The sequence below is a fragment of the Curtobacterium sp. MCJR17_043 genome, assembly GCF_003224315.2.
GTDB lineage: Bacteria > Actinomycetota > Actinomycetes > Actinomycetales > Microbacteriaceae > Curtobacterium.
On sequence record NZ_CP126259.1, the window covers coordinates 507235 to 531936 of the forward strand.

Annotated in this window: 21 protein-coding genes and 4 pseudogenes; 11 read left to right on the plus strand and 14 right to left on the minus strand. The window is 73.2% G+C overall.

The genetic code is table 11. The features are described 5' to 3' along the window. Positions 1 to 13: 13 nt before the first annotated feature. Both DEJ15_RS02625 and DEJ15_RS02630 read left to right on the plus strand, forming a co-directional pair. Complete coding sequence (locus DEJ15_RS02625) at positions 14 to 3367, plus strand: S8 family serine peptidase (RefSeq protein ID WP_284175555.1); 3354 nt, start codon at positions 14 to 16, stop codon at positions 3365 to 3367. Between the two features lie 43 nt (positions 3368 to 3410). Beyond that, positions 3411 to 4538 (plus strand): hypothetical protein, encoded by a 1128-nt coding sequence (locus DEJ15_RS02630; RefSeq protein ID WP_284175556.1) that lies wholly within the window; start codon positions 3411 to 3413, stop codon positions 4536 to 4538. Positions 4539 to 4734: 196 nt separating this feature from the next. On the opposite strand, the gene DEJ15_RS02635 is transcribed toward DEJ15_RS02630, so the two are convergent. Next, positions 4735 to 5259 (minus strand): MarR family winged helix-turn-helix transcriptional regulator, encoded by a 525-nt coding sequence (locus tag DEJ15_RS02635; RefSeq protein ID WP_181419493.1) that lies wholly within the window; start codon positions 5257 to 5259, stop codon positions 4735 to 4737. A gap of 175 nt (positions 5260 to 5434) precedes the next feature. Here DEJ15_RS02635 and DEJ15_RS02640 point away from each other — a divergent pair, with 175 nt between their 5' ends. Continuing rightward, complete coding sequence (locus DEJ15_RS02640) at positions 5435 to 5746, plus strand: hypothetical protein (RefSeq protein ID WP_110858041.1); 312 nt, start codon at positions 5435 to 5437, stop codon at positions 5744 to 5746. A 183-nt stretch (positions 5747 to 5929) separates the two neighbouring features. On the opposite strand, the gene DEJ15_RS02645 is transcribed toward DEJ15_RS02640, so the two are convergent. The 3 genes from DEJ15_RS02645 to DEJ15_RS02655 form a co-directional block, all read right to left on the minus strand. After that, positions 5930 to 7735, minus strand: coding sequence for a pectate lyase-like domain-containing protein (locus tag DEJ15_RS02645; RefSeq protein WP_258365848.1), 1806 nt, complete (start codon positions 7733 to 7735; stop codon positions 5930 to 5932). A 280-nt stretch (positions 7736 to 8015) separates the two neighbouring features. After that, the gene (locus DEJ15_RS02650) at positions 8016 to 8906 is read right to left on the minus strand and encodes an alpha/beta hydrolase (protein WP_284175557.1); all 891 of its coding nucleotides are present in this window, start codon (positions 8904 to 8906) and stop codon (positions 8016 to 8018) included. 140 nt (positions 8907 to 9046) lie between these two features. Next, on the minus strand, positions 9047 to 9952 hold the full coding sequence (locus DEJ15_RS02655) for a DUF808 domain-containing protein (RefSeq protein ID WP_284175558.1): 906 nt from the start codon (positions 9950 to 9952) through the stop codon (positions 9047 to 9049). A 103-nt stretch (positions 9953 to 10055) separates the two neighbouring features. On the opposite strand from DEJ15_RS02655, the gene DEJ15_RS02660 reads away from it, so the two are divergent. Beyond that, positions 10056 to 10934, plus strand: coding sequence for a serine hydrolase domain-containing protein (locus DEJ15_RS02660; protein WP_110825690.1), 879 nt, complete (start codon positions 10056 to 10058; stop codon positions 10932 to 10934). 148 nt (positions 10935 to 11082) lie between these two features. On the opposite strand, the gene DEJ15_RS02665 is transcribed toward DEJ15_RS02660, so the two are convergent. From DEJ15_RS02665 to DEJ15_RS02675, 3 genes are read right to left on the minus strand one after another with little or no spacing between them, the layout of a single operon-like run. Next, complete coding sequence (locus tag DEJ15_RS02665) at positions 11083 to 11631, minus strand: SpoIIE family protein phosphatase (RefSeq protein WP_284175559.1); 549 nt, start codon at positions 11629 to 11631, stop codon at positions 11083 to 11085. Further along, on the minus strand, positions 11628 to 12251 hold the full coding sequence (locus DEJ15_RS02670; protein ID WP_284175560.1) for a GAF domain-containing protein: 624 nt from the start codon (positions 12249 to 12251) through the stop codon (positions 11628 to 11630). Before DEJ15_RS02670 ends, DEJ15_RS02665 begins: the two co-directional genes overlap by 4 nt. Before the next feature lie 56 nt (positions 12252 to 12307). Beyond that, a complete protein-coding gene (locus tag DEJ15_RS02675; protein ID WP_181419496.1) occupies positions 12308 to 12805 on the minus strand; it encodes a MarR family winged helix-turn-helix transcriptional regulator in 498 nt (165 codons plus the stop codon). Positions 12806 to 12925: 120 nt separating this feature from the next. Between DEJ15_RS02675 and DEJ15_RS02680 the strand changes: the two genes are divergently transcribed. The 5 genes and pseudogenes from DEJ15_RS02680 to DEJ15_RS02700 all read left to right on the plus strand — a co-directional run. After that, complete coding sequence (locus DEJ15_RS02680; protein WP_284175561.1) at positions 12926 to 13588, plus strand: proline dehydrogenase family protein; 663 nt, start codon at positions 12926 to 12928, stop codon at positions 13586 to 13588. Next, positions 13566 to 14606, plus strand: a complete 1041-nt coding sequence (locus DEJ15_RS02685; RefSeq protein ID WP_284175562.1) for a proline dehydrogenase family protein — start codon at positions 13566 to 13568, stop codon at positions 14604 to 14606. The genes DEJ15_RS02680 and DEJ15_RS02685 overlap by 23 nt, the downstream gene beginning before the upstream one ends. Further along, on the plus strand, positions 14528 to 14932 hold the full coding sequence (locus DEJ15_RS02690; protein WP_284176277.1) for an aldehyde dehydrogenase family protein: 405 nt from the start codon (positions 14528 to 14530) through the stop codon (positions 14930 to 14932). The genes DEJ15_RS02685 and DEJ15_RS02690 overlap by 79 nt, the downstream gene beginning before the upstream one ends. Further along, positions 14859 to 15212, plus strand: a pseudogene (locus tag DEJ15_RS02695) (aldehyde dehydrogenase family protein); the annotation flags it as partial. The gene DEJ15_RS02690 and the pseudogene DEJ15_RS02695, both read left to right, overlap by 74 nt. 202 nt (positions 15213 to 15414) lie before the next feature. Beyond that, positions 15415 to 16743, plus strand: a pseudogene (locus tag DEJ15_RS02700) (aldehyde dehydrogenase family protein); the annotation flags it as partial. Between the two features lie 75 nt (positions 16744 to 16818). Here DEJ15_RS02700 and DEJ15_RS02705 read toward each other — a convergent pair. From DEJ15_RS02705 to DEJ15_RS02735, 7 genes and pseudogenes are all read right to left on the minus strand, one after another. Then, positions 16819 to 17022, minus strand: a complete 204-nt coding sequence (locus DEJ15_RS02705) for a hypothetical protein (RefSeq protein WP_284175563.1) — start codon at positions 17020 to 17022, stop codon at positions 16819 to 16821. After that, entirely contained in the window at positions 16955 to 18073 is a 1119-nt protein-coding gene (locus DEJ15_RS02710) for a hypothetical protein (protein ID WP_284175564.1), read from the minus strand. Before DEJ15_RS02710 ends, DEJ15_RS02705 begins: the two co-directional genes overlap by 68 nt. A 210-nt stretch (positions 18074 to 18283) precedes the next feature. Next, on the minus strand, positions 18284 to 18637 hold the full coding sequence (locus tag DEJ15_RS02715) for a hypothetical protein (protein ID WP_110825684.1): 354 nt from the start codon (positions 18635 to 18637) through the stop codon (positions 18284 to 18286). Continuing rightward, complete coding sequence (locus tag DEJ15_RS02720; RefSeq protein ID WP_284175565.1) at positions 18634 to 19635, minus strand: SDR family NAD(P)-dependent oxidoreductase; 1002 nt, start codon at positions 19633 to 19635, stop codon at positions 18634 to 18636. The genes DEJ15_RS02715 and DEJ15_RS02720 overlap by 4 nt, the downstream gene beginning before the upstream one ends. Continuing rightward, positions 19632 to 20519: a YqjF family protein gene (locus DEJ15_RS02725; protein WP_284176278.1), complete on the minus strand. Its 888-nt coding sequence runs from the start codon at positions 20517 to 20519 to the stop codon at positions 19632 to 19634. The genes DEJ15_RS02720 and DEJ15_RS02725 overlap by 4 nt, the downstream gene beginning before the upstream one ends. Before the next feature lie 42 nt (positions 20520 to 20561). After that, positions 20562 to 21360 (minus strand): annotated as a pseudogene (locus DEJ15_RS02730) (nitroreductase family protein); the annotation flags it as partial. Between the two features lie 426 nt (positions 21361 to 21786). Next, positions 21787 to 22224, minus strand: a complete 438-nt coding sequence (locus DEJ15_RS02735; RefSeq protein WP_110825680.1) for an Lrp/AsnC family transcriptional regulator — start codon at positions 22222 to 22224, stop codon at positions 21787 to 21789. A gap of 217 nt (positions 22225 to 22441) precedes the next feature. Here DEJ15_RS02735 and ddaH point away from each other — a divergent pair, with 217 nt between their 5' ends. After that, the gene (gene ddaH / locus DEJ15_RS02740) at positions 22442 to 23332 is read left to right on the plus strand and encodes a dimethylargininase (protein WP_220032665.1); all 891 of its coding nucleotides are present in this window, start codon (positions 22442 to 22444) and stop codon (positions 23330 to 23332) included. Continuing rightward, positions 23332 to 24568 (plus strand): annotated as a pseudogene (gene rocD, locus DEJ15_RS02745) (ornithine--oxo-acid transaminase). The gene ddaH and the pseudogene rocD overlap by 1 nt, the downstream one beginning before the upstream one ends. The last annotated feature ends 134 nt before the right edge of the window (positions 24569 to 24702 follow it).

Genomic DNA, 24702 nt, shown 5'->3' on the forward strand with positions numbered 1-24702 from the left:
ACCAGGACCCCCCATGCAGACCCGTCTCGTCATCGGTGCGCTCGCGCTCGCCGTGCTCGTCCCCGGCGCGCTCCTCGCGCGCCCCGCACCACCAGCCGCGGACACGCGGACCCTCTCCGACTCCGTCCCGACCTGGGTCGCCCACGCCGAGCGTGGTGCCCCGGTGACCACCGACACCCTGGACTTCTCCGTCCTCCTCGATCCCGCGCGCACCGACGCCGCGCCGGACGTGGCCGCGTGGCTGCGCGGGGCGGGCCTCCAGGTCGACGACCTGCGCGAGTCGGTCGCGGTCCTGCCGGTCTCCGGTCCGGCCGACCGCGTCGGCGACGCGTTCGGGACGTCCTTCGCCTCCTGGACCACCGCCGGTGCGACCGCGGTCGCACCGGACCGTGCCCTCTCGGTGCCGCGTGCGCTCGACGCCGTCGTCGGCGTGGCCGGTGTCGTCGACGCCGACGGGATCCGACCGACCGTCGCCGGTCCGACCGACGATCCGACTCCCGGTCCGGGCGAGACGGACGCCCGGCCTCCGGTCCTGGCGGACGACGGCCAGTGCGCCGCCTACTGGGGTGAGCGGGTGACCGATGCGTGGCCCGCCTCGGTGGACGTCACCCACCGCTCGAACGCCCTGTGCGGGTACCAGCCGCAGCAGCTCCGCGAGATCCACCACGTCCCGGCGGAGTACACCGGCGAGGGTGCACGGATCGCGATCGTCGCCGCGTACGACGACCCGGACGTGGAAGCGAACACGAACACGTACTTCCGCGCGGCCGGCGCCCAGCCGTTCCGCAGCGGGCAGTACCAGCACCACGCACCGGCCTCGCCCGACGTGGACCGGTGCGGCGGCCCGCAGAGCTGGACCGAGGAGCAGCACCTGGACGTGCAGGCGGTCCACGCGATGGCGCCCGATGCCTCCGTCGCCTACTGGGGTGCCGACGACTGCAGCACCACAGCGCTCTTCACACGGATCCTCGACGTCGTCGAGGACGACCAGGCCGACGTCATCAGCCTGTCCTTCGGGTCGACCGAGGACCTCGACAGTGCTGACGACCGCGAGCTCCTGAACCGGGTGCTCGTCGAGGCGGCGTCGCGGGGCATCTCCGTCTTCGCGTCCTCGGGCAACGACGGCGACCACAGCGACTTCGGCGACCACGACGAAGGTGCCGACGTGACGTCCCCGGCCTCGAGCCCGTACATCACCGCCGTCGGCGCGACGAGCACCGGTCTGGCCGCCGACGGGTCCGTCGCGGTCGAGGCCGGGTGGGAGACCGAGACCCGGTTCGCCCGCAACGGTGCCCTGATCCCGCCCGGCTTCGCGTACGGCGCCGGCGGTGGGGAGTCCGACGTGTACGACCGTCCGACGTGGCAGCGTCAGCTGCTCGACGAGCCGGGGACGGGGCGCCTCGTCCCGGACGTCGCCTCGATCGGCGACCCGAACACCGGGTTCGTCGTCCACGGCCCGCACAACGGCCGCGTCGAGTACGCCACACACGGCGGGACGAGCCTCGCGACGCCGATGGTCGCCTCGATGGTCGCGCTCGCGAAGGCCGCGACCGGAGTCGAGGTCGGGCTCGCCACCCCGGCGCTGTACGACCTGCTCGGCACCGACGCGATCCGTGACGTCACGCCCGCGTCGGCGGCCACCTGGTCACCGAAGGGCCCCGACGCCGGAGCCCTCTGGCCGGAGACCGTCTTCGTCTGGGACACGAAGCCGCAGAGCCTGCAGTCCGCCCCCCGGCTGGGACGACGTGACCGGCGTTGGTGTGCCCGACGGACGCGCCTTCATCGAGGGCTTCGGCAAGGAGGACGACCGATGACCGCACGCACCAGCACCCGCAGCAGGACCAGCACGAGGGCCGCCGTCGCGCTCGCCGCGACGATGCTCCTCGGGCTCGGGATCGCCACCCCGGCGCTCGCCGCCCCGGCGCTCGCCGCCGACGGGGCACCGCTCGCGAAGGCGTCCGGTGTCGAGGTCGTCGACATCGACGGCGGCACGCTCACCCGTCCGACGCCCGCCGTCGAGTGGCGTTCCGGCGAAGCCGTGGAGGCCCGTGCCGACGGGACGACGGACGTCCTGAAGCTCAACACGACCCAGACGACCGGGCTGCGGACGACGGCAGGACCGGACGGCGCCGTGTCGACGATCGAGTCGGGGACGTTCACGCTCCGTGACCGCCCGGCGGTGACCTTCCGGGACCTCCGGGTCGCCTGCACCCCGGGTGCCGATCCGGTCGTCACCCTCGGCAGCCTGTCGATCGGTGGCACCGACGTCACCGCGGAGGCGACCGCCCGACCCGGGTGGAGCACCGACCTGCCCGACTCCCGCTACGGGCCGACCCGGGTCCTGGTCGGCACCACGACGACCAGCGCGGACGGGACGGCGACGACGGTCGGGCTGCGGATCGACGGGGACTCGGGCGCCTCCGAGATCTCCCGCGTCCGGGCGGGCTCCGTCTCCTGCGCACCGGCGAGCACCTGGCCGACGCCCGCACCGACGCCGGCGCCGACCCCGACGCCGACACCCACACCCACGCCGACAGCCACGCCGGAGCCGACCGCACCGCCGACTGCCGACCCGGACGACGCAGCACACGCCCGCTCGGTCTCCGGCATCACCGTGACCGCGCCCGACGGCTCCGTCCTCATCGACGGCCAGCCGGCGCTGACCGGGACCGGGACCCGCAGCGTGGACCGGGTCACAGCGGCTGACGGCTCCGCCTCGACGGGTCGTGGCGTCACCGTCACGACGACGGCCGACGGCGCCTCCGACATCGGGATCGACTCGTTCGAACAGGTCCCCGACGCCGCGACCGACCCCGTCGCCGCGTACCGCTGGCCGGCGCTCCGCGTCTACGGCCTGCACGCCCACGTCACGCCCGAGGGGACGATGACGGTCGGGTTCGACGACGAGTCGAGCGCGGTCTTCGTCAACGGCGTCTGGATCAACACCGCCACCGACCTGTACACCGGCGTCGACGCCGACGGGGAGGAGCGGGTGCGGGTCGCCTTCGGCGAGCGCACCGTGCACGAGGACGGCAGCACGACCCTCACCGCCCTGCGCTACACGGACCTCACCGGCACCCACCCGGAGGTCGCACTCGGGATCGTCACCCTCCCGGCACCCGCCGCGAGTCCCGCTCCCGACGCGCGGGTCACCGAGGCGTGGGGCGTCGGTGTCACGGCCGCGGACGGCAGCACCCTGGTCAGCCCGCAGCCGCGGGTGACCGCAGCCGGCGACCGACGGTCAGCCGAGCGGATCGGAGCCCCGGACGGCTACCCCGCCCGGGCCACGGACGTGACGGCGGCGATCGGGGCGGGGGGGCGACACCGCCACCCTCTCGGTCGGACACTACGAACAGGTCCCGGGTGAGGGCGACGACCCCGTCGCCGAGTACCGGTGGCCCGCCCTCAAGGTGAACGGGCTGCACGCCGAGGTCACGGCGGACGGCACGATGGACGTCACGTTCGACGACGAGGCGAACGCCGTGTTCGTCAACGGCGTCTGGATCAACACCGCCACCGATCTGTACACCGGCCTCGACGGGGACGGGGACGAGCGGGTCCGCGTGCACGTCGGGGAGCGGGTCGAGAACGCCGACGGCACCGTCACGCTCACCGCCCTGCACTACGAGGACCTGACCGGCACGTACCCGGAGGTCCGACTCGGCCAGGTCACCATCGCCCCGACGGCCGGAGGTGACCCCGGCGACGGCGACGGCGACGGCGACGGGGCGCCCGCACCGGCTCCCGGCACCGACGACCCGGCACCCGGTCGCTGGTACGCCTACGGGCTCCGGAGCACGGGAGCCAGTGACGTCGGCGCGCAACCCCTCGCGGCACCGGCTGCCTCCGGTGGTCCGGTCACGGCCCGCGCGGACGTGGTGGGCGACGGTGGTGCCGGGCAGCTCCGGGTGACCGGGGCCTCCGTCCGGTCCGCGCAGGACCGCGGTGCGGTGCGACTCGACCGGGTCGTGCTCTTCCCCGGCACGCGCCTTGCGGGTGAGCTGCGCGACGTGCAGGTCACGGTCAGCGGGACCGCCACCACGGTGACCACCGGCGGCGGTCGGATCGCCGGCACGACGATCCCGGCCGGTCCGGTCGCAGCGGACACCCGGATCGCGGTGCCGGGAGGCGCGGGCACGCTCGTCCTCAACGAGCAGCGCACCACGGGTGCCGACCGGTCCGTCACGGCCGTCCACTTCACGGACCGTTCCGGACTCGGTGCCGACGTCTCGGCAGCCGTCGTCACCACCGAGCGGGTCGATCCGCCGGTCGACGGCGGGGCTCCGGGAGGCGGGGACGCCGGTCAGGACGACGGCGCGCCCGGGCAGGGCGGCGGCAACGAGGCAGCGCCCGGCGCGCTCTCGCCCGACGGGTCCAGCCCGGCCGGGACCAGCGGGACCAGCGGGACCAGCGGGACCGGCGGGCAGGCCCTGGCCTTCACGGGTGCGTCCGTCCGGTCGGCGCTGATTGCAGCGGCGCTCCTGCTCACGGCGGGAGTGGCCACGATCGCGCTCCGCCGCCGTCGTCACTCCTCGTGACCAGCAGCGGGAGGCCACTCGTCGGCCTCCCGCTGTGCGGCGACGCGTGACACGGTGAGGTCCGGGCTGCTGCAGTGCGTCTCCGCGACGCCTGCAGCAGCCCGACCGCGTCCCCGCGACTCCTGGGGTGGCCCCGACCGCGTCGGTCAGCGCCGTCAGCGGGCGGCGCCCACGAGTCGACACCCGGCGGAGCGGTTCAGCCGTCGGATCTCGCGTCGTCGCGCTCGCCGGCCCGGCGGATCGCGTCCGCGAAGCGGGAGGCGAACCGGGTGACCACGGCGGCCTCGTCGTCGGAGAGCTCGTCGATGACGGTGATCAACGGCGTGTGGATGTGCCCGTACGCCCGGGTGAGGTCGGCGGTCGCGCTCTCGGTCGGCACCAGCACGACACTGCGACGGTCGCGCGGGTTCGGTCGTCGCTCGACCCGGTCAGCGCCGCTCAACCGGTCCACCAGCTTCGTGACGCCGGCCGTGGTCAGGCGGAGTTTCGCCGCCAGTTCCGTAGGGCTGAGGAATCGCTCCGTGCGCCCGGCCTCCACCAGGTGCAGCAGGGCCACCGCGTCGACGGGACGCATCTGCAACGCCCGCAGGGCCTGCTCGTCGGCGTCGTGCACGCTGTCACTCAGTGCCTGCAGGGCTTCGATGGCGGCCGCTCCCGCCGTGCTGCGGGGCTCCTCTGCTCCGGAACGGTGGGCGTTGCGTGCGTTGTCCTCGTTCGGCATCAGATCGGACCTCGTCCTTCGGCTCTCGATGATGCTGCTCCTCCTCAGCGGCGGAAGCAAGCAGAGTGCGTATTCTGCGAAGTACGAAACTGGGTGAGTAATCAGCGCGGTTGGAGGAGTGTCGAGATCACGCGGCCACCGGACGCCCGGTGGCACTGAACACGAAGGAGACACCATGTCGAACACGACAGGGAACACCGCGCGCCACGACAACGTCGTGCGCCGCACCTGGAACGAGACCAAGTCCGCCCTGAAGACCACGGAGTTCTACGCGTGGATCGTCGTCTCGCTCGCGATCCTCATCGCGTCCGCCGTCGTCGACAACGCGGACGAGGGCCACACCGGCTTCGGCGCCGACCAGGCCTGGCTCTACGTCGCGCTCGTGACGATGGCATACATCCTCAGCCGTGGCATCGCGAAGGCCGGCGTCCGCAAGCCGGAGCACGACGACGACGACCGCCGCGACGGCAACGGCCGCTCGAACTAGTCGAGCGACACCGCGCCCCGGCTCCGGCCGGGTGCGCGCACCAGCACGTCACACGTGCAACTCCGGAGATGGTGGACCGGATCGAAACAGGCCGTCCCGCATCCCAGCGGGACGGCCTGTTCCGTCCGTGCGACCGCACGGTCGCCGCTCCGCCCTGAGGCGCCGGGGCGGACAGCGCGGCTCCTACTCGACGGCCCCGTTCGAGTAGCGCGTCACGGTCTGCGGCTGCCCGGACACGGCTCCCGTCGCGGCGGAACCCTGGCCGTTGATGACGTGGTCGATCGTCCCCGCATCCGCGTTGAGCGCGACCGTCGTGAGGTCGTGCATGACCACGCCCGGTCGGTCCGGGACCTCGAAGGACTGCGTCGCGTGGAGCGTCGGGTCCACGTTCGTAAAGATGTAGCTCCCGAGGCCCCATGCTTCGTGCGTCCGGACGTGGTCGGACACCTTGTACGCCGCCCATCCGTCGGTCTTCTGGTGTCGCCACGACGCCTGGTCCGGTGCGTCGTAGGGCAGCTCGTTCTGGAAGAAGACGGTCCGACCGCGCTCCCCGTTCCAGATCACGTTGTACTTCTGGTAGTGCTCGACGAAGAGGCCGGTCGCGGTCACGTCGTCGCCGTTCACGACGACCCCGGTGTCCGCGGTGTTGACGGTCCAGCCGACCGAGCCGGCGACCCCGTGGTCGGCCCGCCAGGCCCAGATGTCGTCGAGGATCGTGTGGTCGCTGTTGACCTCGAGGCTCGTCGTCGCCTTGCCGACGTGCGGGCCGCCGATGCGGAAGAAGACGTCCTGCAGGGCGGTCGGGTCGGCTGCGCTGCCGGCGGTGGACCGGTGCCGGTCGCCCTTGTGGTGGCCGCTGCCGATCCTGAGCAGCGTCGGCGAGTTGACGGTGCCGGCGTCGAAGGTGAGCCCGGCGATGTCGACGCCCCGCACGTCGCCGACGACCATCGGGACCGCGCCGTGCTGCGCGGTGAGGGTGGCCAGGCCGAGTCCGAGCACGACGGTGTCGGCGCGCTTCACGGAGATGCTCTTCGCGACGTCGTAGACGCCCGGCGTGACGAGCAGGTTCTTCCCCTTTGCGAGGGCGGCGTTGATCTTCGCGACCGAGTCCGAGGGGTGCGCGACGAAGAAGTCGCTGAGGGGCAACGACCGGCCGGGCGTGTGCCCGTTCGCCCAGCTCGGGCCGACCGAGTCGGTCACGGCGCGCGGCACGAACACGCGGTAGGCGCCGCGGCCGTCGACGTACAGGTACGGCTTCTCGCGGGAGACCGGCGTCGCCGTCAGTGTCGTGTACGGCGGCACCGGGAAGGACTGTGCCGGGGCGTTGAGGTCGCCGGAGAACACCTGGTTCCAGACCCCGTTCGACCATCCGGCACCGAGGTCGGTGTTGCGCACGTAGAACTGCTGCTGCGATCCGTTCAGCGCGCCGCCCTCGAGCTTCGAGTCGGCGACGAACCCGCCGCTGGCGTAGTTCGGGTCCTCGCAGTACGGCATGAACGTCGTGTGGTCCTTCACGTCCACCCGGCGCATCGGCGCGGCTTGCGACACCGCCCACATCTCGCTCCCCGTGTGGCATGCGTCAGCGGTCGGCACCACGTGGACGGTCAGGTTCGACACCGACCGCCAGAACGTGTCGAGTGAGCCGCTGCCGTTGCGGCCCGTCGCGGTGACACCGCCGTTGATGGTGACGCCGCTCGGGTCCTGCCCGAGGCCGTCGACCTCCGTGTAGTACCCGACGCGGATGTCGAGCGGGTCCGTGGCCGAGCCGTAGGTGCCGGGCTCGAACAGCAGCGCGTACCGGGACGTCCCCATCTCGTTGTCGACCTGCTGGTCGTAGACGGCGTCGACCTTCGCCTGGATGTCCGCCTGCGGCATGTCCGGGGAGAAGACGAGCACGTTCGGGCCGAGGTCGCCTGCCGGAGCGTGGCTGTGCGGTGCGGCGACGGCCGTCTGCGTCGTGGCGACGACGCCGAGCACCGCTGCGCTCACGGCCACCGTCGCGCCGATGACGCGTCTGCTGGTTCGGGCCCGTCCGAGGGGCGCTGGGGCGAAGGGGTTCACCGGAACCTGCTTCCTTGCAGATGTGCAGCACCCGTCGGCATCCGGGCGACGTCGCTGTCACCGGGCGGAGACGGGGCCACGCGGGTTGGGGTGGCGGAAGCGTAACGCCGTCCGAACGTGGCACCCACGTCCACCGCTGTGCGGGCTCGTTGCGTGGATGATCCGGCGGCATCCGGACGGACTCCTCGGCACGGCCCGTCGGCGCGGTTCACGCGACGGCGAGCGCCCGGCGGAGCTCCTGGCAGAGTTCTCCGAGGGCCTGGGGCACCGCACGACTGATGCGCGGGAACGCCATGAACCCGTGGGGCATGCCGAAGTAGGTCGTGGTCCGGACGGTGACCCCAGCGTCCTGCAGGGCAGCGGCGAACCGGAGGCCGTCGTCCCGGAGCGGGTCGTGTTCGGCGACCTGCACCAGGGCTGGCGGGAGCCCCGTGAGGTCCGCGGACAACGGCGACGCGTACGGCTCGCGCGGGTCGGCGCCGCCCAGGTAGTGCTGCCGGAAGGCCAGCATGTCGGCCTTGGTGAGGATGGGGGCGGTGGCGTTCTCGTCGATCGACGGACTGGCCATCGTCAGGTCGGTCGCCGGGTACAGGAGCGCCTGGAACGCGATCGCGGGGCCGGACCGGTCGCGTGCCATCAGCGCGACCACGGCGGCCAGGTTGCCGCCGGCGCTGTCGCCGACGACCGCGACCCGTGACGTGTCCGCACCGAGTTCGCCCGCGCGCCCGACGAGGTCCACGGTGGCGGCGTACGAGTCCTCGGCGGCGGCGGGCCAGCGGTGACGCGGGGCGAGTCGGTAGTCGAGGGACGCGACGACCACCCGGGCGTCCCGTGCGATGTTCGAGGCCAACCAGTCGTAGGTGTCGAGCGTGCCCGAGGTCCAGCCACCACCGTGCAGGAGGACCACGAGCGGCGGTGTCCCGGTGAACGTGGTCGGACGGTACAGGCGCACCCCGATCGGCCCGTCCTGCCCGGCGGCGGTCGTGTCGCGGACGCCGACCCCCGGCGCGAGGCCGCCGAGCAGCAGGTCGGTGACGGCGTTGTGGCCGACCACTCGTCGCTGGTCGGCGATGATCTGCGCCTCGGAACGCCGCGTCACCGAAGCCAGTCCGATCAGTCGTCCCAGGACCCTGGTCCGTCGGTCGAGTCCCGTCACCGTTGCTCCTTGCGTCTCCGCGCCGGTTGCGGCGCCGTCCTGGCCTCTGCCGGCAGTCTCCACCCGGCAGGGGGGGCCAGAGGTCAGGGAACGGGAGGACCGAGCCTGCCCGTCAGTGCGTGCGCCCCCCGCAGCCGGCCGATCCCGAGCACGATCCCGACGACGACCATGCCGAGCACGAGGCCCGCGACGGCTGAGATCGCGGTGTCGACGATCCACGTGACGACGGGTCCGGCGGCCTCGACCGCGTGCTCGACGTGGTGCAGCAGCTCGTACGGGCCCGCCCAGAACGTCTCCGCCATGTTGGCGATGACCAGGTGCCCACCGACCCAGAGCATCGCCACGGTCCCGACGATGCTGATGAACCGGAAGACCGCGGGCATCGCGCTGACGATGCGGGCGCCCGTGCGCCGGGTGCCGCGCGACGGGTTCTTCATCATCTGCAGGCCGATGTCGTCGACCTTGACCAGGAGCGCGACGGCGCCGTAGACGATCAGGGTCATGCCGAGACCGATGACCGCCAGGGCACCGAGCGTCGGCCAGAAGCCGAGGTCCGGGTCCAGGCTCGCCAGGCCGATGAGCATGATCTCGGTGCTCAGGATGAGGTCGGTGCGGATGGCCCCGAACACGAGCTTCGGTTCGGAGACCGTGGTGTCGCTGCTGGCCTCGTGGTGGACGCCGAACCACTCGGTGACCTTCTCGGCACCCTCGAAGCACAGGTACGTGCCGCCGATGACGAGCAGCCACGGCAGCACCCACGGCGCGAACGCCGACAGCAGGAGCGCCAGCGGGATGATGATGACGAACTTGTTGAACAGGCTGCCGAGGGCGATCCGTCCGACCACCGGCAGCTCCCGGGCCGGCTGGAGGCCCTGCACGTACTGCGGGGTGACGGCGGCGTCGTCGATCACGACACCCGCGGTCTTCGCGCTGGCCTTGAGGGCCGCGCTGAGGATGTCGTCCACGACGGCGAGCAGTCCGACTGACATGTGGTGGTCCCCTCGTCGCTTCCCGAACACTGTCCGATCGCACAGACTACTGGCGGCTGCCCGCGAACTCGTCTCCCGGCCGCCGAGGCGCGAGGATGGCCGGATGACACGCGCCGAGACCGTCCGCGACGCCGTCGTGGCCGAGGTCGCCCGGACCGGCTTCCGAGCGCACGGTCTGCACGTGCTCGTGGGCGACGACGACGCCGAGCACCGCTGGACGCCCGACGTGCGGGAGGACGTGCAGTCCATCGCCAAGGGCGTCTGCGTCATCGCGACCGGCATCGCCGTCGCTGACGGGGCGATCGACCCGGACGCTCCGGTGTCGGCGTCCCTCACCGACGTGGACTTCGGAGCGGGTACCGACGCGGTCACACTGCGTCACCTGCTGACCATGACGAGCGGCGTCGACCTGCCGTGGTCGCCGACCCTGCTGACCGACTGGCCGGACCTGGCGCGCGAGTTCCTCGGCCGACCCTCACACGGGCGGGTGTTCCAGTACTCGAACGCCAGCACCTACACGGCCATGCGGGTCCTCGGGGCCCGGGTCGGCGACGTCGGCCGCTTCGTGCAGGAACGGCTGCTCACCCCGCTCGGCATCGACGACGCGGAGTGGGAGCGCTGCCCGAACGGCCACATCGCGGGCGGAGGCGGACTCCTGCTCCGGACGGCGGAGGTCGCACGTCTGGGTCGGCTCGTCCGGGACGGCGGCAGGGTCGCGGACCGGCAGCTCGTCGCGCCGGAGTGGGTCGCGGCGATGCACGGCGACTGGGTCGCCGCCGGACGGAGCCCGGCGTACGAGCGGTACGCGCTCGCCGGGTGGGACGGCCCGGGCCGGCTGTGGCGGATGCACGGGGCGAACGGGCAGCTGCAGCTGTTCGACGAGGCCGCGGGCGCGGTCGTGACGATCACGGCGGACGACCACGCCGGTGCCGACGCGGTGGCGGCGTCGGTCGCGGTGCTGCTCGCAGGCGGAGCCCGCTGACGCGTCGGCACACCACCGATGTCGGTGGTACCCGGCAGGCTCGTCCGCAGTTCGATGTTCCTGTTCGGGTCAGGCGCACGAGCCAACGGTGTCGGTACCTGTGGGCAGGTACCGACACCGCCTTCCGTCCGCGTCGCCCTGCTCGCGCTCAGCCGTCGGCGTCGCGCGCCAGCACCGCCACGGTCACGTCGTCCTCGGCGTGCTCCGCGGCGCGGAGGCGCACGGTCTGGAGGAACGCGGCGGTGTCCGGCGCGCGCCGCAGGGTCCGTCCGATGTCGGTCAGCGTGTCGATGGTCCCGTCGCCCAGGTCGAGCGCACCGTCACTCGTGACGACGAGCGTGTCCCCGGGCTCGAGGACGAGCGCTCCGGCCCGGAAGGGGATGCCGCCCGGGTGCAGGCCGAGCGGGAGGTCCCGCGACCGGCGGATCTCCGACGTGCCGTCGGATCGCAGGTGCAGCACGAGGCCGTGTCCGGCGTCGACGAAGTCCAGACGGCCGGTGCTCGGCGTCAGGCGCGCGTGGAACAGCGTCGCGAAGGCCGAGGCGCGGCTGAGGTCCTCGCTGATCCGCGGCTCGATCGCGGCGACGGCTGCGACGGGCAAGAGGTCCTCGTGCTGCCGGAGTGCTGCGCGGAGCCCGGCGGCGAGCAGTGCCGCGGGCTGCTCCTTGCCCATGATGTCGGCGAGGGTGAACGTCACGGCGTCGTCGCCCGCAGTCCAGTCGTGTACGTCCCCGCTGAGGTCGCCGTACGGCACGCTGATGCCGGCGAGACGGTAGCCCGGCACGTCCAGGGGCTGCGGAGCGAGGGCTTCGACGACCTCGAGCAACCGGTCGTGCTGGAGGCCCATGGCCAGGGCCCGCTCGGTCCAGTGACCGAGGTCGATGAGGGCCGCTTCGTCCTGGGGGGCTGAACTCCCGCGGCTCGACGTCCATCAAGCACAGGGTCCCGATGGCGACGTCGCCCGGCATGGTCAGGGGGGACACCGGCGTAGAAGCGGATGCCCCGGCTCGTGACGCCCGGCAGGTCGGCGGTGCGCGGATCGGCGGCGGTGTCGGGCACGACGGTCGGCCCGGGCCGCTGCACGGTGAGCTGGCAGAACGACCACTCGAGCGGCACGGTCGTGGCCTCGCCCGGGACGTTCGGCGTCAGCGTGTGCAGGAGCGCGTCGTCGAGCAGGTTCACGTACGACATCGGCACGGCGAAGAGGTCGCGCGCGATGCGGACGATGCGTTCGAGGCGCTCGGTCGGGGCCGCGTCGACGATGTCCAACGCCGCCACGAGTGCCGCGCGCGCGGACGGCGAACCGTCGGTGTCCATCTGCTCCCCCCACGAGGTCGATCGGAGGCATCCTCCCACGCCCGTCCCGGGCACGGTCAGGTGTCTCCCGGATCGGGCCCGCCCTCGGTGTCGGTGTCGGTGTCGACCGGACCGAGCGCGTCGAGAACGCGGTGCGAGACCGACCGGAGGGTCTCCGCATCCGCCGCCACGGGCCTCCAGAACAGCTGCTCGAGGGCGGCGGTGTGCGCGCGGATGCCGGCGAGGACCGCCCGGCGGCCGTCCGGGGTCATGACCACCCAGCTGCCGCGGCCGTCCGACGGGCAGTCGGCGCGCTCGACGAGTCCCCTGGCGACCATGCGCGTGACCTGGTGGCTGACGCGCGACTTCTCCCACCCGATGCCGGCGGCCACGTCGCGGACCCGCAGGCGGTGCTCGGGGTCGCGGTGCAGCCCGATGAGGATCTCGAACTCGGGCACGGAGATGCCCGCACCGCGCTGCACGGCCAGGTCCAGCGCCCGGTCGAGGCCGCGCCAGACGTCGTGGAACGCGTCCCACGTGGCCCAGTCGTGGCCGTCGACGCCGTGCTCCACCATCGGGCCAGCGTATCGACGGCGGCGGCGGTCGGGGCCGAGGATCATCCGTCCGGCTGACTCCTGGGCGGCACACGGCGGCCTCCGAGGAGACGTCGGGGGGAGCGGCCTACGATCGAGAGCATGCCGCCCGCACGCCTCCAGGACTGCACCGACGACGCACTCGCCCTCGTCGGGCGGTGGCTGGACGCCTCCCGGGGCGCGAAGCCCGACGCCGGGGCGGCCCGACTCGCCGAGGTCCTGCGCGACGACCGCGGTCTCGACTTCGCCCGCGGGTTCATCGACAAGGTGATCCGCCCTGACGACCCGAAGGTCGCGGCGCGGAACCTCGAGAAGGCCAGCCGGGACGTCCCCGACTTCCTCGCCTGGTACCTCCGCGGAGCGGTCACGGTCGGCGGCGGGTTCGCGACCATGGCACCGTGGGCCGTCATCCCGTCCGCGCGACGTGTGCTGCGACGACTCGCCGGGCACCTGGTGGTCGACGCGCCACCCGCGCGGCTCGGGTCGGCGCTCGCCAAGGTCGCCGGGACCGGCAGCCGCCTCGACGTCGTCCCGCTCGGCCCGGCCGTGCTCGGCCCGGACGAGAGTGCTCGCCGCCTCCGCTGGATCACCGACCTGCTCGGTCGTCCCGACGTGCCGGCCGTGTCCTTCGCGGTGTCCGAGGTCCTGCCGCCGTCGTCGCCGTGGGCGCTCGACACCGCCACCGAGCAGGCCGTCGAACGGCTCGTCCCGGTGGTCCGCGCCGCCGTCGCGGGGGGACAGCATGATCACGTTCCGGACCGGTGACCCGCGCGACCTCGACCTGACCGCGGCGGTCTTCCGCGAGCTGCTCGACATGGACGAGTTCGCCCACACCACCGCCGGGATCACCCTGCCGGCCGACCTCCCCGACAGCGCCGGGGTGCTCGCCTCGTTGACCGAGTGGGCGACGGCGCGGCGCCACCGTGGTGGGGCACCGGTCCGGGTCCGACTCGTCGCCGGTGCACGCGGTGCGTCCGGCCTGGCCGACGCGCTCGTCCACGACCGTCCCCTGGCCACGTACGCGACGCGCCAGGCGACGGACACCGCCCTCCTCCGCCTGCTCGACGCGGCGCTGACGCCCGAGCACACCGACGCGGTCCGGGTGACGCTCGCCGGACACGACCTGTTCGCGATCGCCGCCGCGCGGGTGCTCGCCGACCGCCGCGGGGTGGGCGACGCACTCGAGGTCGAGGTGCTCCTCGGGACGGCGGGCACCGCCCTCGACGCCGTCCGGGCCGACCTCGGGACCGTCATCGTCAGCACCCCGGTCGTGCAGCCCGACGAGTTCGACGCCGCGATCCCGTACCTCGCCCGACGGCTCCGCGAGGGTGCGACCTCGACGGCGTTCTCGATCGGCACGGACGACGCCGTGGCCGCACGGGAACGCGAGCGCTTCACCACCGCCGTCGCCGCGCTCGACGACCCGGCGCCGACGACCCTCCGCATGCAGGACCGCCGTGCGCCCCTCGGTCCTCCCCCCGATCACCGTCGTGCACCCACCCGCAGCGGACACCGACCCCACCGTCGCCGCGAACCGGGAGTGGGCGGCCGACCTGCTCCGTCGGGTGCCCCGGTCGCAGCTCGGCACCGCGACGATCCGCGGTGCCCGGGTCACCGACCGTCAGCGACTCGAACGGACCATCGCCCGGACAGCCCAGGCGGGCGTGAACTGGGGGGCGGCAGGATCCCCAGGACCGTGCCGAGCTGCTCGACCTCGTCGCCCACCAGCTCGAGGTCCGTCGCGCAGCCCTGGTCGAGGTCGTGGTCGCCGAGACCGCGATGACCCTCACCGACGCCGACCGGCAGGTCAGCGCAGCGGTCGACGCCGCGCACCACGCCGCCGACCGTGCCCGGCACCTGACCGACGTCGCCGGCGCCGTCTTCGTCCCACCGCGTCTGACCGTGGTCGTCCCGCCGTGGAACTCCCCGGTCGCGACGCCCGCCGACGGGGTGCTCTCGGCGCTCGCGGCCGGCAGCGGTGTCGTGCTGAAGCCGTCCCCCCCTCGCCAAGCGGTCCGGCGCCGTGCTCGCCGACGTGCTCTGGGACGCCGGGGTCCCGCACTCGCTCCTGCAGCTCGTCGACCTCGACGTCGACGAACTCGGCCGTGACCTCGTCGCCCACCCCGCGGTCGACCGGGTGCTGCTCACCGGCTCCTCCGACACCGCCCGGTCCTTCCGCTGGTGGCGGGCGGGCCTCCCGCTGATCGCGGACACCGGAGCGGTCAACGCGGCCGTGGTGACCCCGGCGGCGGACGTCGACCAGGCGGTGCGCGACGTGGTCGCCTCGGCGTTCGGTCAGTCCGGCCAGGCGGCCCGCGCGGTGTCGCTCGTCGTCCTGGTCGGGTCCGTCGGCGAGGACGACCGTTTCCGTCGTCAGCTCGCCGACGCCACCCGCGCGCTCCGGGTCGCCTGGCCGACGGACCCCGCCGCACAGGTGGGACCGCTCCTCGTCGAACCGACCGGCGCCGCCCGCGCCGCGCTGACCGAACTCGCGCCGGGGGGAGTCCTGGCTCGTCGAGCCCACCGTCCTCGACGAGTCCGGTCGGCTCTGGTCGCCGGGCGTCCGCGTCGGCGTCCGTCCCGGCAGCGCTTTCGCGCAGACCGCCGCGGCCGTCCCCGTGCTCGGTGTGGTGCACGTCGAGACCCTCGACGAGGCGATCGCGATCCAGAACGGCGCCGAACACGGCCTGGTGGAGGCCCTGCACACGCTCGACGTCGACGAGGTCGCGGCGTGGACGGACCGCGTGGCCGCTGGTTCCCTCGTGGTGAACCGGCCGACCACGGACCCGGTCGTCGGACGACAGCCGGCCGGGGGGATGGGGGGCGCGCCGCGGTCGGCGCGGGTGCCGCACGCGGGGGGACCGGAGTCCGTCGCCGTGCTCGGTCACTGGGCACCCGTCCCGCGCGCGGTCCACAAGAGCATCCAGCTGCACGGCCTGCCGCCGCGGGTCACCGCGCTCATCGAGGCCGCCCGCAGCGGGCTGTCGTTCGAGGAGTTCGACCTGGTCCGTGCCGGTGCGACGAGCGACGCGGAGGCCCGGCAGACCCGGTTCGGCCGCTCCCGCGACACCGCCGACCTCCGGGTCGAGCGGAACGTGCTCCGGTACCGCCCGCAGTCCGTGGTCGTCCGGCAGTCCGAGGGCGTCGGGACGGGTGAGCTCGTCCGGACCCTCGCCGCCGCGACCGCCGCCCGCGCGCACGTCCTGCTCAGCACCGCCCGCGCGCTGCCCGGCCCGCTGACCCAGCTGTTCGCGGGGCGTCGGTCACCGCTCGACGTGGTCGACCACCTGGTGGAGACGGACGAGGAGTTCCTCGCCCGGGCGGCGTCCGGTGCCCTCTTCCGCGAGGACTGGTCGGGTGGCACCGACGAACCGCAGGACGCGATCGACATCGTGCTGTCCCAGGGCTTCGAACCGCGGCCGCACACCGCGTTCGCCGGGCCGGGCTCCCGGATCCGGCTGCTCGGCGGGGACCCCCCTCGCGGTCGAGGAAGCGCTCGGCGCCGGCATCGACACCGCCATCCACGACGCGCCCGTCGTCGAGGCCGGTGTCGTCGAGATGGCGCACTACCTCCGCGAGCAGACGGTCATCGTCACGGCCCACCGTCACGGCGACGTCGACCCGGAGTTCGCCCGCCTCCGGCTCTGACCGCGTGGACCTGGGGCATCCCCGTGAGGGCACTGCCGGAGCGGCGTAACGTCGCGACCATGACTGCAGGAGAGCGTGACAACGGCGTCCAGACCGAGCCGATCATGGACGGTGCGAACGACGCGACGAACGACGACAAGCTGCACGGCCTCGTGGAGCAGGTCCAGCACGACCACGGCGACGAGGGCGCCGGCGTGATGGCCGACCACCTCCGTGACCGTCTCGACGAGACCGGTGTCGAGGCCGAGGACCCGGCGTCCGAGGTCGAGTAGCCCCGGCCCCCGCGCACGACGGAGCCCCGCCGACCACCTGGCCGGCGGGGCTCCGTCGCGTCGGCGTCCCCGTCCTCAGTCGACGACGTGCACGAGCGCGGTCTTCTCCTCCGTGGCCCCGGAGCCGTCCGGGACGAACAGGAACCGCACACCGTGGTGCCCCGCAGCGAGCGGGACGTCGATCGACCAGCGACCGCCGGACGCGCGGGTCTCACCGATCTTCTCGCGCAGACGGAAGACGACCAGGCGGCCCTCCGGCGCGGTGCCCTCGAAGTGCACCAGCCCGTCGTGGCGCTGGTACTCCGCCGCCTGCTCGAAGGTGAAGGGGGGTGCTCGGCTGTGCCGCGACGACGAAGGCCTGCCGCACGCTGTCGCTGACCTGGCCGCCGGGCTCCGGTCGCAGGTCGAAGCGCAGGACGAGCACGCCGGACTCCGTCGCGGGCACGTCGACGCGCCACCGCCCGTCCTGCACCGGCGCGGTCCCCAGCGGCACGCCCTCGGCGTCCGTCACGGTCACCGCACCACGGGTGGCGGTCCCACTGACGGTCACCTTCCCGTCGACGGGCTGCAGGGGGTGGGCACGGTCGACGTCGACGGAGAACGCGTCGTCGGACGGGATGGTCGACCCGTCGTCGCCGCCGTCGCCCTCACCGGGGCCGGGGTGCCCGCCGCCGTCGCCCTCACCGGGGCCGGGGTGCCCGCCGCCGTCGCCGGAGCCCTCGCCGGGTCCCGGGTGGCCGCCGCCGTCACCACCGCCGGCCTCGTCGCCGTCGAAGCGGTAGTGGTCCACGTCCACGTCCGAGGACGCGTTCCCGAGGGTCTGACGTACCGAGACCTCGTTCTCACCGCGGACGAAGTGGACGTGGACGGTGGCGATGCCGTCGGCGCCGGCCACGGCGGTCTCGGTCCGACCGTTCGCGGAGACCTCGACCTCCGCTCCCGGCACCGCGCGGTACCGGATCCCGTGCTCGGTGTCGCCAGCGACGATCGCCCGGCGGAGGCGCTCGAGGCCGCGCTCGTCGGTCTGGTCGACGGGTGCACTCAGACCGAGACCGTGGAAGTCCACGTCGACGGGCCGTTCCGTGCCGTTCGCGACGATCGTGTACCGGGCCGTGTCCGCTCCCGTGGGTTCGAGCCGGAAGACGGCGTCGTGCTGCGGCGTCGCCGACTCGGCCTGGACGACATCACCAGAGGCGTCGCGGAGCAGGACTGTGGCCCGCGCGGAGACGCTGACGGCGAGGCGCACCCATCGCTTCGCGCCGGAGGCGTGCTGCTCCTGGACGACGTCGGTGACGACGGAGGACGCGGCGGCCGCAGCAGCGGTGCGCACGGTCGGCGCGAGCGGAGCGGCGTTCGCCGGGGCGGTGAGGACCGCGGGGGGCGAGCAGACACGTGCCGAGCACGGCAGCCGAGCCGACGAGGACTGGGCGGATGTTCATGGTGCACCTTCCTGGAGTGTGTACGGACTCCTGGATGATGACGCGCGGCCATGAACATCACATGGGTGTGATGTATACCAGTCGCGCCGACGGGTGGACGATCAGCGGCGGCGCCCGGTCCCCACGAGGGCGACCTCCAACACCGTCAGCAGCGTGGCGATCCACACCTGCCGGACCGCGAAGCGTCGGGACTGCCGGTCGAACAGCGCGAGCGGGACCATCGTGAGCCCGTGCACGGCGTCCACGACGGCGCCGAGCGTGTGGGCCTCCGGGGTCCCGGCACGTCCCGTGATCGTCGCCTGCGCGAGCTGCCGGACGCCGAGGACCCGCCCGAGGACCGCGGGGCGACCGAGCGCCCGCCGTGCCCCGAGCAGGTGCGCCACACCGATGCCGGCGCGGAGGACCTCGACGACGGCGGCGCGGTCCACCCCGGTGGTGCTGGTCCGGCGGCTCATCGGCGGCGTCCTGCCGCGGTGGCGAGGGCGACCCCGGCGACGCCGAGCGCCGCTCCGAGGATCCCGTTGCCGAGTCGGCGGTGCTCGACCCACCAGGTCTGCGGTGACCAGTCGTGCGACTGCTCGTCGAAGGCCCCGTGCGCCCCGTGGTCACCGGGTACCGGCTCGTACAGGTTGACGCCGATCTCCTCGCCGTCCTTGTCCGGGATCTGCTGCCCGCTGACGAGTGTCTTCGCCGCGTACCAGTCCGCGAAGCGCCCGCTGATCCGGTTGGCCAGGATCGTGTAGACCGTGGACTCCCCCGACCCAGGTGCGACGACGGGGGGCGTTCGGCGGTGACGGCGATGGCGCGGGCACCGACCTCGGGCTGGTAGATCGGCGCGACCGGCTGCGCGTGGTGCGGGAGCGAGGACTGCACCCACCCGAACTGGATCGTGTTGAGGGCCGGCATGTCCACCCGGCTGATCTGCACCTTGCTGCCCTGCTCGATGAGCTCGGAGACGACCGACTCGGTGAACCCGACGATCGCGTGCTTCGACCCGCAGTAGGCGCCCTGCAGGGGGGATGCCCCGCGAGCCCAGGGCCGAACCGACCTGGATGACGTGCCCGGAGTCGCGCGGCACCATGCGCGTCAGTGCCGCACGCGTGCCGTTCACGAACCCGAGGTAGTCGACCTGGGTCGCGCGCTCGAAGTCCTCCGGCGCGGTGTCGAGGAACCTGCCGAACACCCCGACCATGACGCCGTTCACCCAGAGGTCGATCGGGCCGAGCTCCGCCTCGACGCGGTCGGCGGCGTCCTCGACGGCCTGGCGGTCGGCGACGTCGGCCACGAGCGCGAGTCCACGCTGCCCGGCCGCCTCGACCTCCGCGACGGCCGCGCGCACGCCGTCCTCACCACGGGCGAGCACGGCGACGTCCCACCCGCGTGCCGCGAGCTCCCGGACCGTGGCCCGTCCCAGTCCAGCCGATCCACCGGTCACCACAGCCACTCGTGTCATGCGTCCCTTCTACCGGACGCTGCGACCCGTGTGTCAGCCGGTGTCCCCCCGATCCCCGGCCCGCCGACGCGCTCGCGATCGGTCAGGCGCGCGGCCCCGCGAACCGCGTCACGACGCCGGGGGGAGTACAGCACCGAGTCCGGCTCGAGCTCGGTGAGCGCGGCGGGCAGGCCGGCGGCGCGGACCAGGTCGTCGCGCAGCCCGCGGAGCGTCGCCCGGTGCAGCACCCACGCGTCGTGCTCGTTCGGCCACCACGCGGTCCGACCGGCCCGCCCGACGTGCATGCCCCACCGTGCGGTGAGGAACGACTCGAGCGGGGTCGGCTCGGCGATCGGATCGCCGACCTCGACCTCCAGACGGGACCGCAGGTGCGTCCCGTGGCGGTGCACCGCGTACGCCGTCCGGTCGCCGTCCTGCCGTCGGCCGGTCCGCGCCCAGTGGTACGGCGTCCCCGTGACGACCCGGGCGGCGGCAGCGGGCAGCAGCTTCCCCGCGTCGAGCGACAGGAACACGACGCCGCGCCGTCCGGTGTCGTCCCGTGTGTAGACGCGGACGTTGACCTCGAGGAAGTCGCCGAGGCCGCCGGTCCGGCCGAGCGGTCCGAGCGGCGGGAACCGGGTGTCCTCGAAGCTGAACGCGATGAGCCCCACCCACGTCGTCGCCCCGTCGTCGGAGCCGTCGGGAGCCATGGTGTCCGGTCGGGTCCCGGCCGGCAGGAGCGGTGCGACCGCGGACACGTCCACCCGCCAGTGCACGAAGACGACGTCGCGCCAGGCCTGCTCGATCCACGGGCGCCCCGGCAGCGCGGGCGCGGTCGCCGAGACCGGGTCGACGGGCCCGCCCGGGAGGACCGGACCACCACCGGCAGGCACGGTCGCCGTCACCGCGTGCCCCCCGTCCGTCGCCTCGGGGTCGAGGTGTCCGACGGCCGAGACGTCGTCCCAGCCCTCCTGCGGCGTCGCACACGTGCCGCGGAACACGTACTGCGAGGGCCGCTTCCGCTCGTTCGACACCCAGTCGATCGCCGGCCGGCGACGCTCCGGCGGGGTGTACCCGATCCGGTAGACGGCCATCAGTTCGAGCTCCGGTGGCACCTCGAGCAGCTGCTCCACCTCGTTCCACGACTCCTCGATCTCCATCGGGAACGAGACGAACTGGATGCCGAGACCGAGCTCGGTCGTGGCGAGCCAGATGTTCTCCATCGCGGCGCCCATGCTGAACACCGAGTAGAAGGCGTTGCGGGCCTCCTTCCGGTACTCGTCCCGGTCGAGCATCACCCCGAGGAGCAGCGGCGAGCCGGCCACGAGCTTCCGGTTCTCCTCGCCGAGGGTCTGCGGCACCCGGAGCGCGTTCATGAGGAACTGCCCGCGCCTGGTGAACACCTGGCTCGTGAACGGGCGCAGCGGCGCGGGGAGCTTGTCGAAGAGCATGCCGGAGCGGCGCTCGTCCATCTCCGCTTGCGAGAACCGGAAGTACGGCTTGTACCGCTCGAAGAACGTCCCCTCGGACATGGTCTTCGTCATCGTCCGACCGCTGATGTCGGCGATCCGGTCGATCGTCTCGCGCTCCTCGACCAGGACGAACCGCCACGGCTGGCTGTTCAGCTGCGAGGGGGGCGCGACCCGCGAGTTCGACCAGCAGTCGCTGGTGCTCCTCGGACACCGGGTCGGGCAGGAACGCCCCGTTGGTGGTGCGACGGCGCCGGATGGCCTCGATGAGTTCCACTGCTGTCCTTCGGACTGGGTCGGCTGGGGCGGTCAGCGCCGCAGGAGGACCGCCCCCCAGGTAGGACGGCGCCGCGGCGACCGCGGTCTTCCAGTGTGCTCCGCTGCGGGGGGTCGGTCCGTGGAGCGAGCGCCAGCGGCACGAGCGCGGGCAGCAGGAACAGGCCGGCCCGCGACCGCGTCCACATCGGCGTCGTCGCGGCGGCACCGGTCAGCGCCGCGGTGACGACGAACAGGCCGTGGTGGACGACCCGCAGCCTGCGGGTGCGGATGAGGCGCACCGCCACGGCGGTGCCCCACAGGCAGTTGACGACGTACGCGACGGCCGCAGCGGTGACCATCCGCCGGGCGGTGGTCGAGCCGGGAGGCGTGCCCTGCCTCCCGGCTGTCGTCGTCCGTCCCATGGTCGCGAAGCTCCGCACCGGGCTCAGTCGGAGCCGCGGCTGACGAGCTTCGACAGCACGATCGCCGAACGGGTGTGGTCGACCTGGGGCGCGAGGCGGACCCGGTCGAGGGCTTCCTCGAGCGCCGGGAGGTCCCGCGACCGCATGTGCACGACGGCGTCAGCGCTGCCGGTGACGGTGCCGGCGTCGACGACCTCGGGCACGGCGTCGAGGAGCGTGCGGAGTTCGTCGGGTGAGACCGTGCCGCGGCAGTACAGCTCGACCCACGCCTCGGTGCCGCGGTCGTCCACCGCGGGGTCGACCTTGATCGTGAAGCCCTGGATGACCCCGTCGGCCACGAGTCGGTCGACGCGACGCTTCACGGCGGAGGCGGAGAGCCCGACGACCGAACCGATCTCGCCGTAGCCCGCGCGGGCGTTCTCCCGGAGCTGGTCGAGGATGCGGTGGTCGAGCGAATCCATTGTCCCGATCCTACGCGGGCTCCTTGCGAGACCAGCACGTCCGACGCAGGAATCGTGCGCCCGGAGCGCGGCGTCGGTGCTGTGCCGGACCTCCCTCCTGTGCCAGACTCAGGACAGGCGTCGACCTGGTCCGCCTCCGGCGAGTGAGCCTGCGTCTCGTCGGAGCTCTCACCGTGGTGGTTCCTGGCAGGCTCGGGCCCCGGTCCTGGAGGACCTCGTGTCGAACACCGCACCCCAGCCCACCGCCGTTCCGCAGCGCACGGCCACCAAGCGCACCATCCTCATGTGCAAGCCGACCCACTACACGGTCAGCTACCGGATCAACCCCTGGATGCACCCGGAGGAGCCGACCGACACCTCGAAGGCCGTCGAGCAGTGGCAGTCCCTCGTCGACGTCTACGAGCAGCTCGGCTTCGAGATCCACCAGATCGAGCCCGTCGAGGGCCTGCCGGACATGGTCTACGCGGCCAACGGCGGCTTCGTGCTCGACGGTGTCGCGTACGGCGCGAAGTTCCAGTACCCGGAGCGCCAGCCCGAGGGTCCGGCGTACATGGACTGGTTCCGCCAGGCCGGCCTGACCGTCGCCGAGCCCGAGGAGACGAACGAGGGCGAGGGCGACTTCCTCCTCATCGGCGACACCATCTACGCCGGCACCGGGTTCCGTTCGGACAGCACCTCCCACGAGGAGCTCGCCCGGGTGTACGGCCGCGAGGTCGTCACCCTGAAGCTGATCAACCCGAGCTTCTACCACCTGGACACCGCCATCGCTGCGCTCGACCCGGTGCCCGACGCCGAGGGGAAGTCGAACATCGCGTACCTCGAGAGCGCCTTCGACGAGCCGTCCCTCGCCATCCTGCGCGAGCGCTTCCCGGACGCGATCATCGCCACCGAGGAGGACGCCGCGATCCTCGGGCTCAACTCGTACTCCGACGGGTACAACGTCGTGATCGCCTCCCGGGCCACCACGTTCGCCTCGCAGCTCCGCGAGAAGGGCTACAACCCGATCGGCGTCGACCTGTCCGAGCTGCTCCTCGGTGGCGGTGGCGTGAAGTGCTGCACGCTCGACCTGCACCCCGTCGGCACCGGCACCTCGGTGGCGCGGTCCTGATGGCCGGCGCGCTCGGGGCGAACACGGCCGCCGCGCTCGCCGTGGAGGACCGCACCCTCGCCCACAACTACAGCCCGCTGCCGGTCGTCATCGCGTCCGGATCGGGGGGCGACCGTCACCGACGTCGACGGCCGCACCTACCTCGACGGACTCGCCGCGTACTCGGCGGTGAACTTCGGGCACGGCAACCCGCGCCTCCTCACCGCGGCCCGCGACCAGCTCGACCGCGTGACGCTGACGAGCCGGGCGTTCGTCACCGACCGGCTCGGCCCGTTCGCCACCGCCCTCACCGAGCTCACCGGCACCGAGATGATGCTGCCGATGAACACCGGCGCCGAAGCGGTGGAGTCCGCGATCAAGGTCGCCCGAGCCTGGGGCTACCGCGTCAAGGGCGTCCCGCAGGGGCAGGCCACGGTCATCGTCGCGAGCGGGAACTTCCACGGCCGCACCACGACGATCATCTCGTTCTCCGACGACCCCTCGGCGCGGGCGGACTTCGGTCCGTACACGCCGGGCTTCCGGACCGTCCCGTACGGCGACGCGTCGGCGCTCCGGGACGCGATGGACGACACCGTCGTGGCCGTGCTGCTCGAGCCGATCCAGGGCGAGGGCGGCGTGGTGATCCCGCCGGCGGACTACCTGCCCGCGGTCCGCGCGGTCTGCGACGAGTTCGGTGCGCTGTTCATCGCGGACGAGATCCAGTCCGGGCTCGGCCGTACCGGGCACACCCTCGCCGTCCAGCGCGTCGGCGTGACCCCGGACCTCATCACGCTCGGCAAGGCGCTCGGCGGTGGCATCGTCCCGGTCTCGGCCGTGGTCGGGCGCGCGGACGTGCTCGGGGTCCTGCGCCCCGGGGAGCACGGGTCGACCTTCGGCGGCAACCCGCTCGCCGCGGCCGTCGGCACCGAGGTCGTCGCGATGCTCGCCGAGGGCACCTTCCAGCAGCGGGCGCTCGACGGCGAACCGGTGCTCCGCGGGTACCTCGACGAGCTCATGGACGAGGGCGTGGTCGCACACCGGGTCGCCGGACTGTGGGCCGGGATCGACATCGACCCCGCGCTCGGCACCGGCAAGGAGGTCGCGGCGGACCTCGCGGACCGCGGGGTGCTCGTGAAGGACACGCACGGCTCGACGATCCGCTTCGCCCCGCCGCTCGTCGTCACGGACGAGGAGATCGGCACCGCGATGCAGGCCCTCGGCGCGGTCCTCCGCGCCCCCGCCACGCGCGGCGCCTGAGCGGCGGCCAGCCGGCTGGCCGGCGCCGAACGCCGGCCGGCGCGAGCCGCACCCGCACAACAGGAACCGGCTCGAACCACGGACGTCCGCGGTTCGAGCCGGTTCCTGTTGTGCCCCGCCAGTGCGCGCCGCGT

Bases quoted from the DNA above. Each gene is read 5' to 3' on its own strand.
- DEJ15_RS02660 (WP_110825690.1), top strand. From the start codon at position 10,056: ATGACACGCGCCGAGACCGTCCGCGACGCCGTCGTGGCCGAGGTCGCC.
- DEJ15_RS02715 (WP_110825684.1), bottom strand. From the start codon at position 18,637: ATGAGCCGCCGGACCAGCACCACCGGGGTGGACCGCGCCGCCGTCGTC.
- DEJ15_RS02670 (WP_284175560.1), bottom strand. From the start codon at position 12,251: ATGGACACCGACGGTTCGCCGTCCGCGCGCGCGGCACTCGTGGCGGCG.
- DEJ15_RS02625 (WP_284175555.1), top strand. From the start codon at position 14: ATGCAGACCCGTCTCGTCATCGGTGCGCTCGCGCTCGCCGTGCTCGTC.
- DEJ15_RS02685 (WP_284175562.1), top strand. From the start codon at position 13,566: ATGATCACGTTCCGGACCGGTGACCCGCGCGACCTCGACCTGACCGCG.
- DEJ15_RS02635 (WP_181419493.1), bottom strand. From the start codon at position 5,259: ATGCCGAACGAGGACAACGCACGCAACGCCCACCGTTCCGGAGCAGAG.
- DEJ15_RS02675 (WP_181419496.1), bottom strand. From the start codon at position 12,805: ATGGTGGAGCACGGCGTCGACGGCCACGACTGGGCCACGTGGGACGCG.
- DEJ15_RS02655 (WP_284175558.1), bottom strand. From the start codon at position 9,952: ATGTCAGTCGGACTGCTCGCCGTCGTGGACGACATCCTCAGCGCGGCC.
- DEJ15_RS02640 (WP_110858041.1), top strand. From the start codon at position 5,435: ATGTCGAACACGACAGGGAACACCGCGCGCCACGACAACGTCGTGCGC.
- DEJ15_RS02680 (WP_284175561.1), top strand. From the start codon at position 12,926: ATGCCGCCCGCACGCCTCCAGGACTGCACCGACGACGCACTCGCCCTC.
- DEJ15_RS02720 (WP_284175565.1), bottom strand. From the start codon at position 19,635: ATGACACGAGTGGCTGTGGTGACCGGTGGATCGGCTGGACTGGGACGG.
- DEJ15_RS02735 (WP_110825680.1), bottom strand. From the start codon at position 22,224: ATGGATTCGCTCGACCACCGCATCCTCGACCAGCTCCGGGAGAACGCC.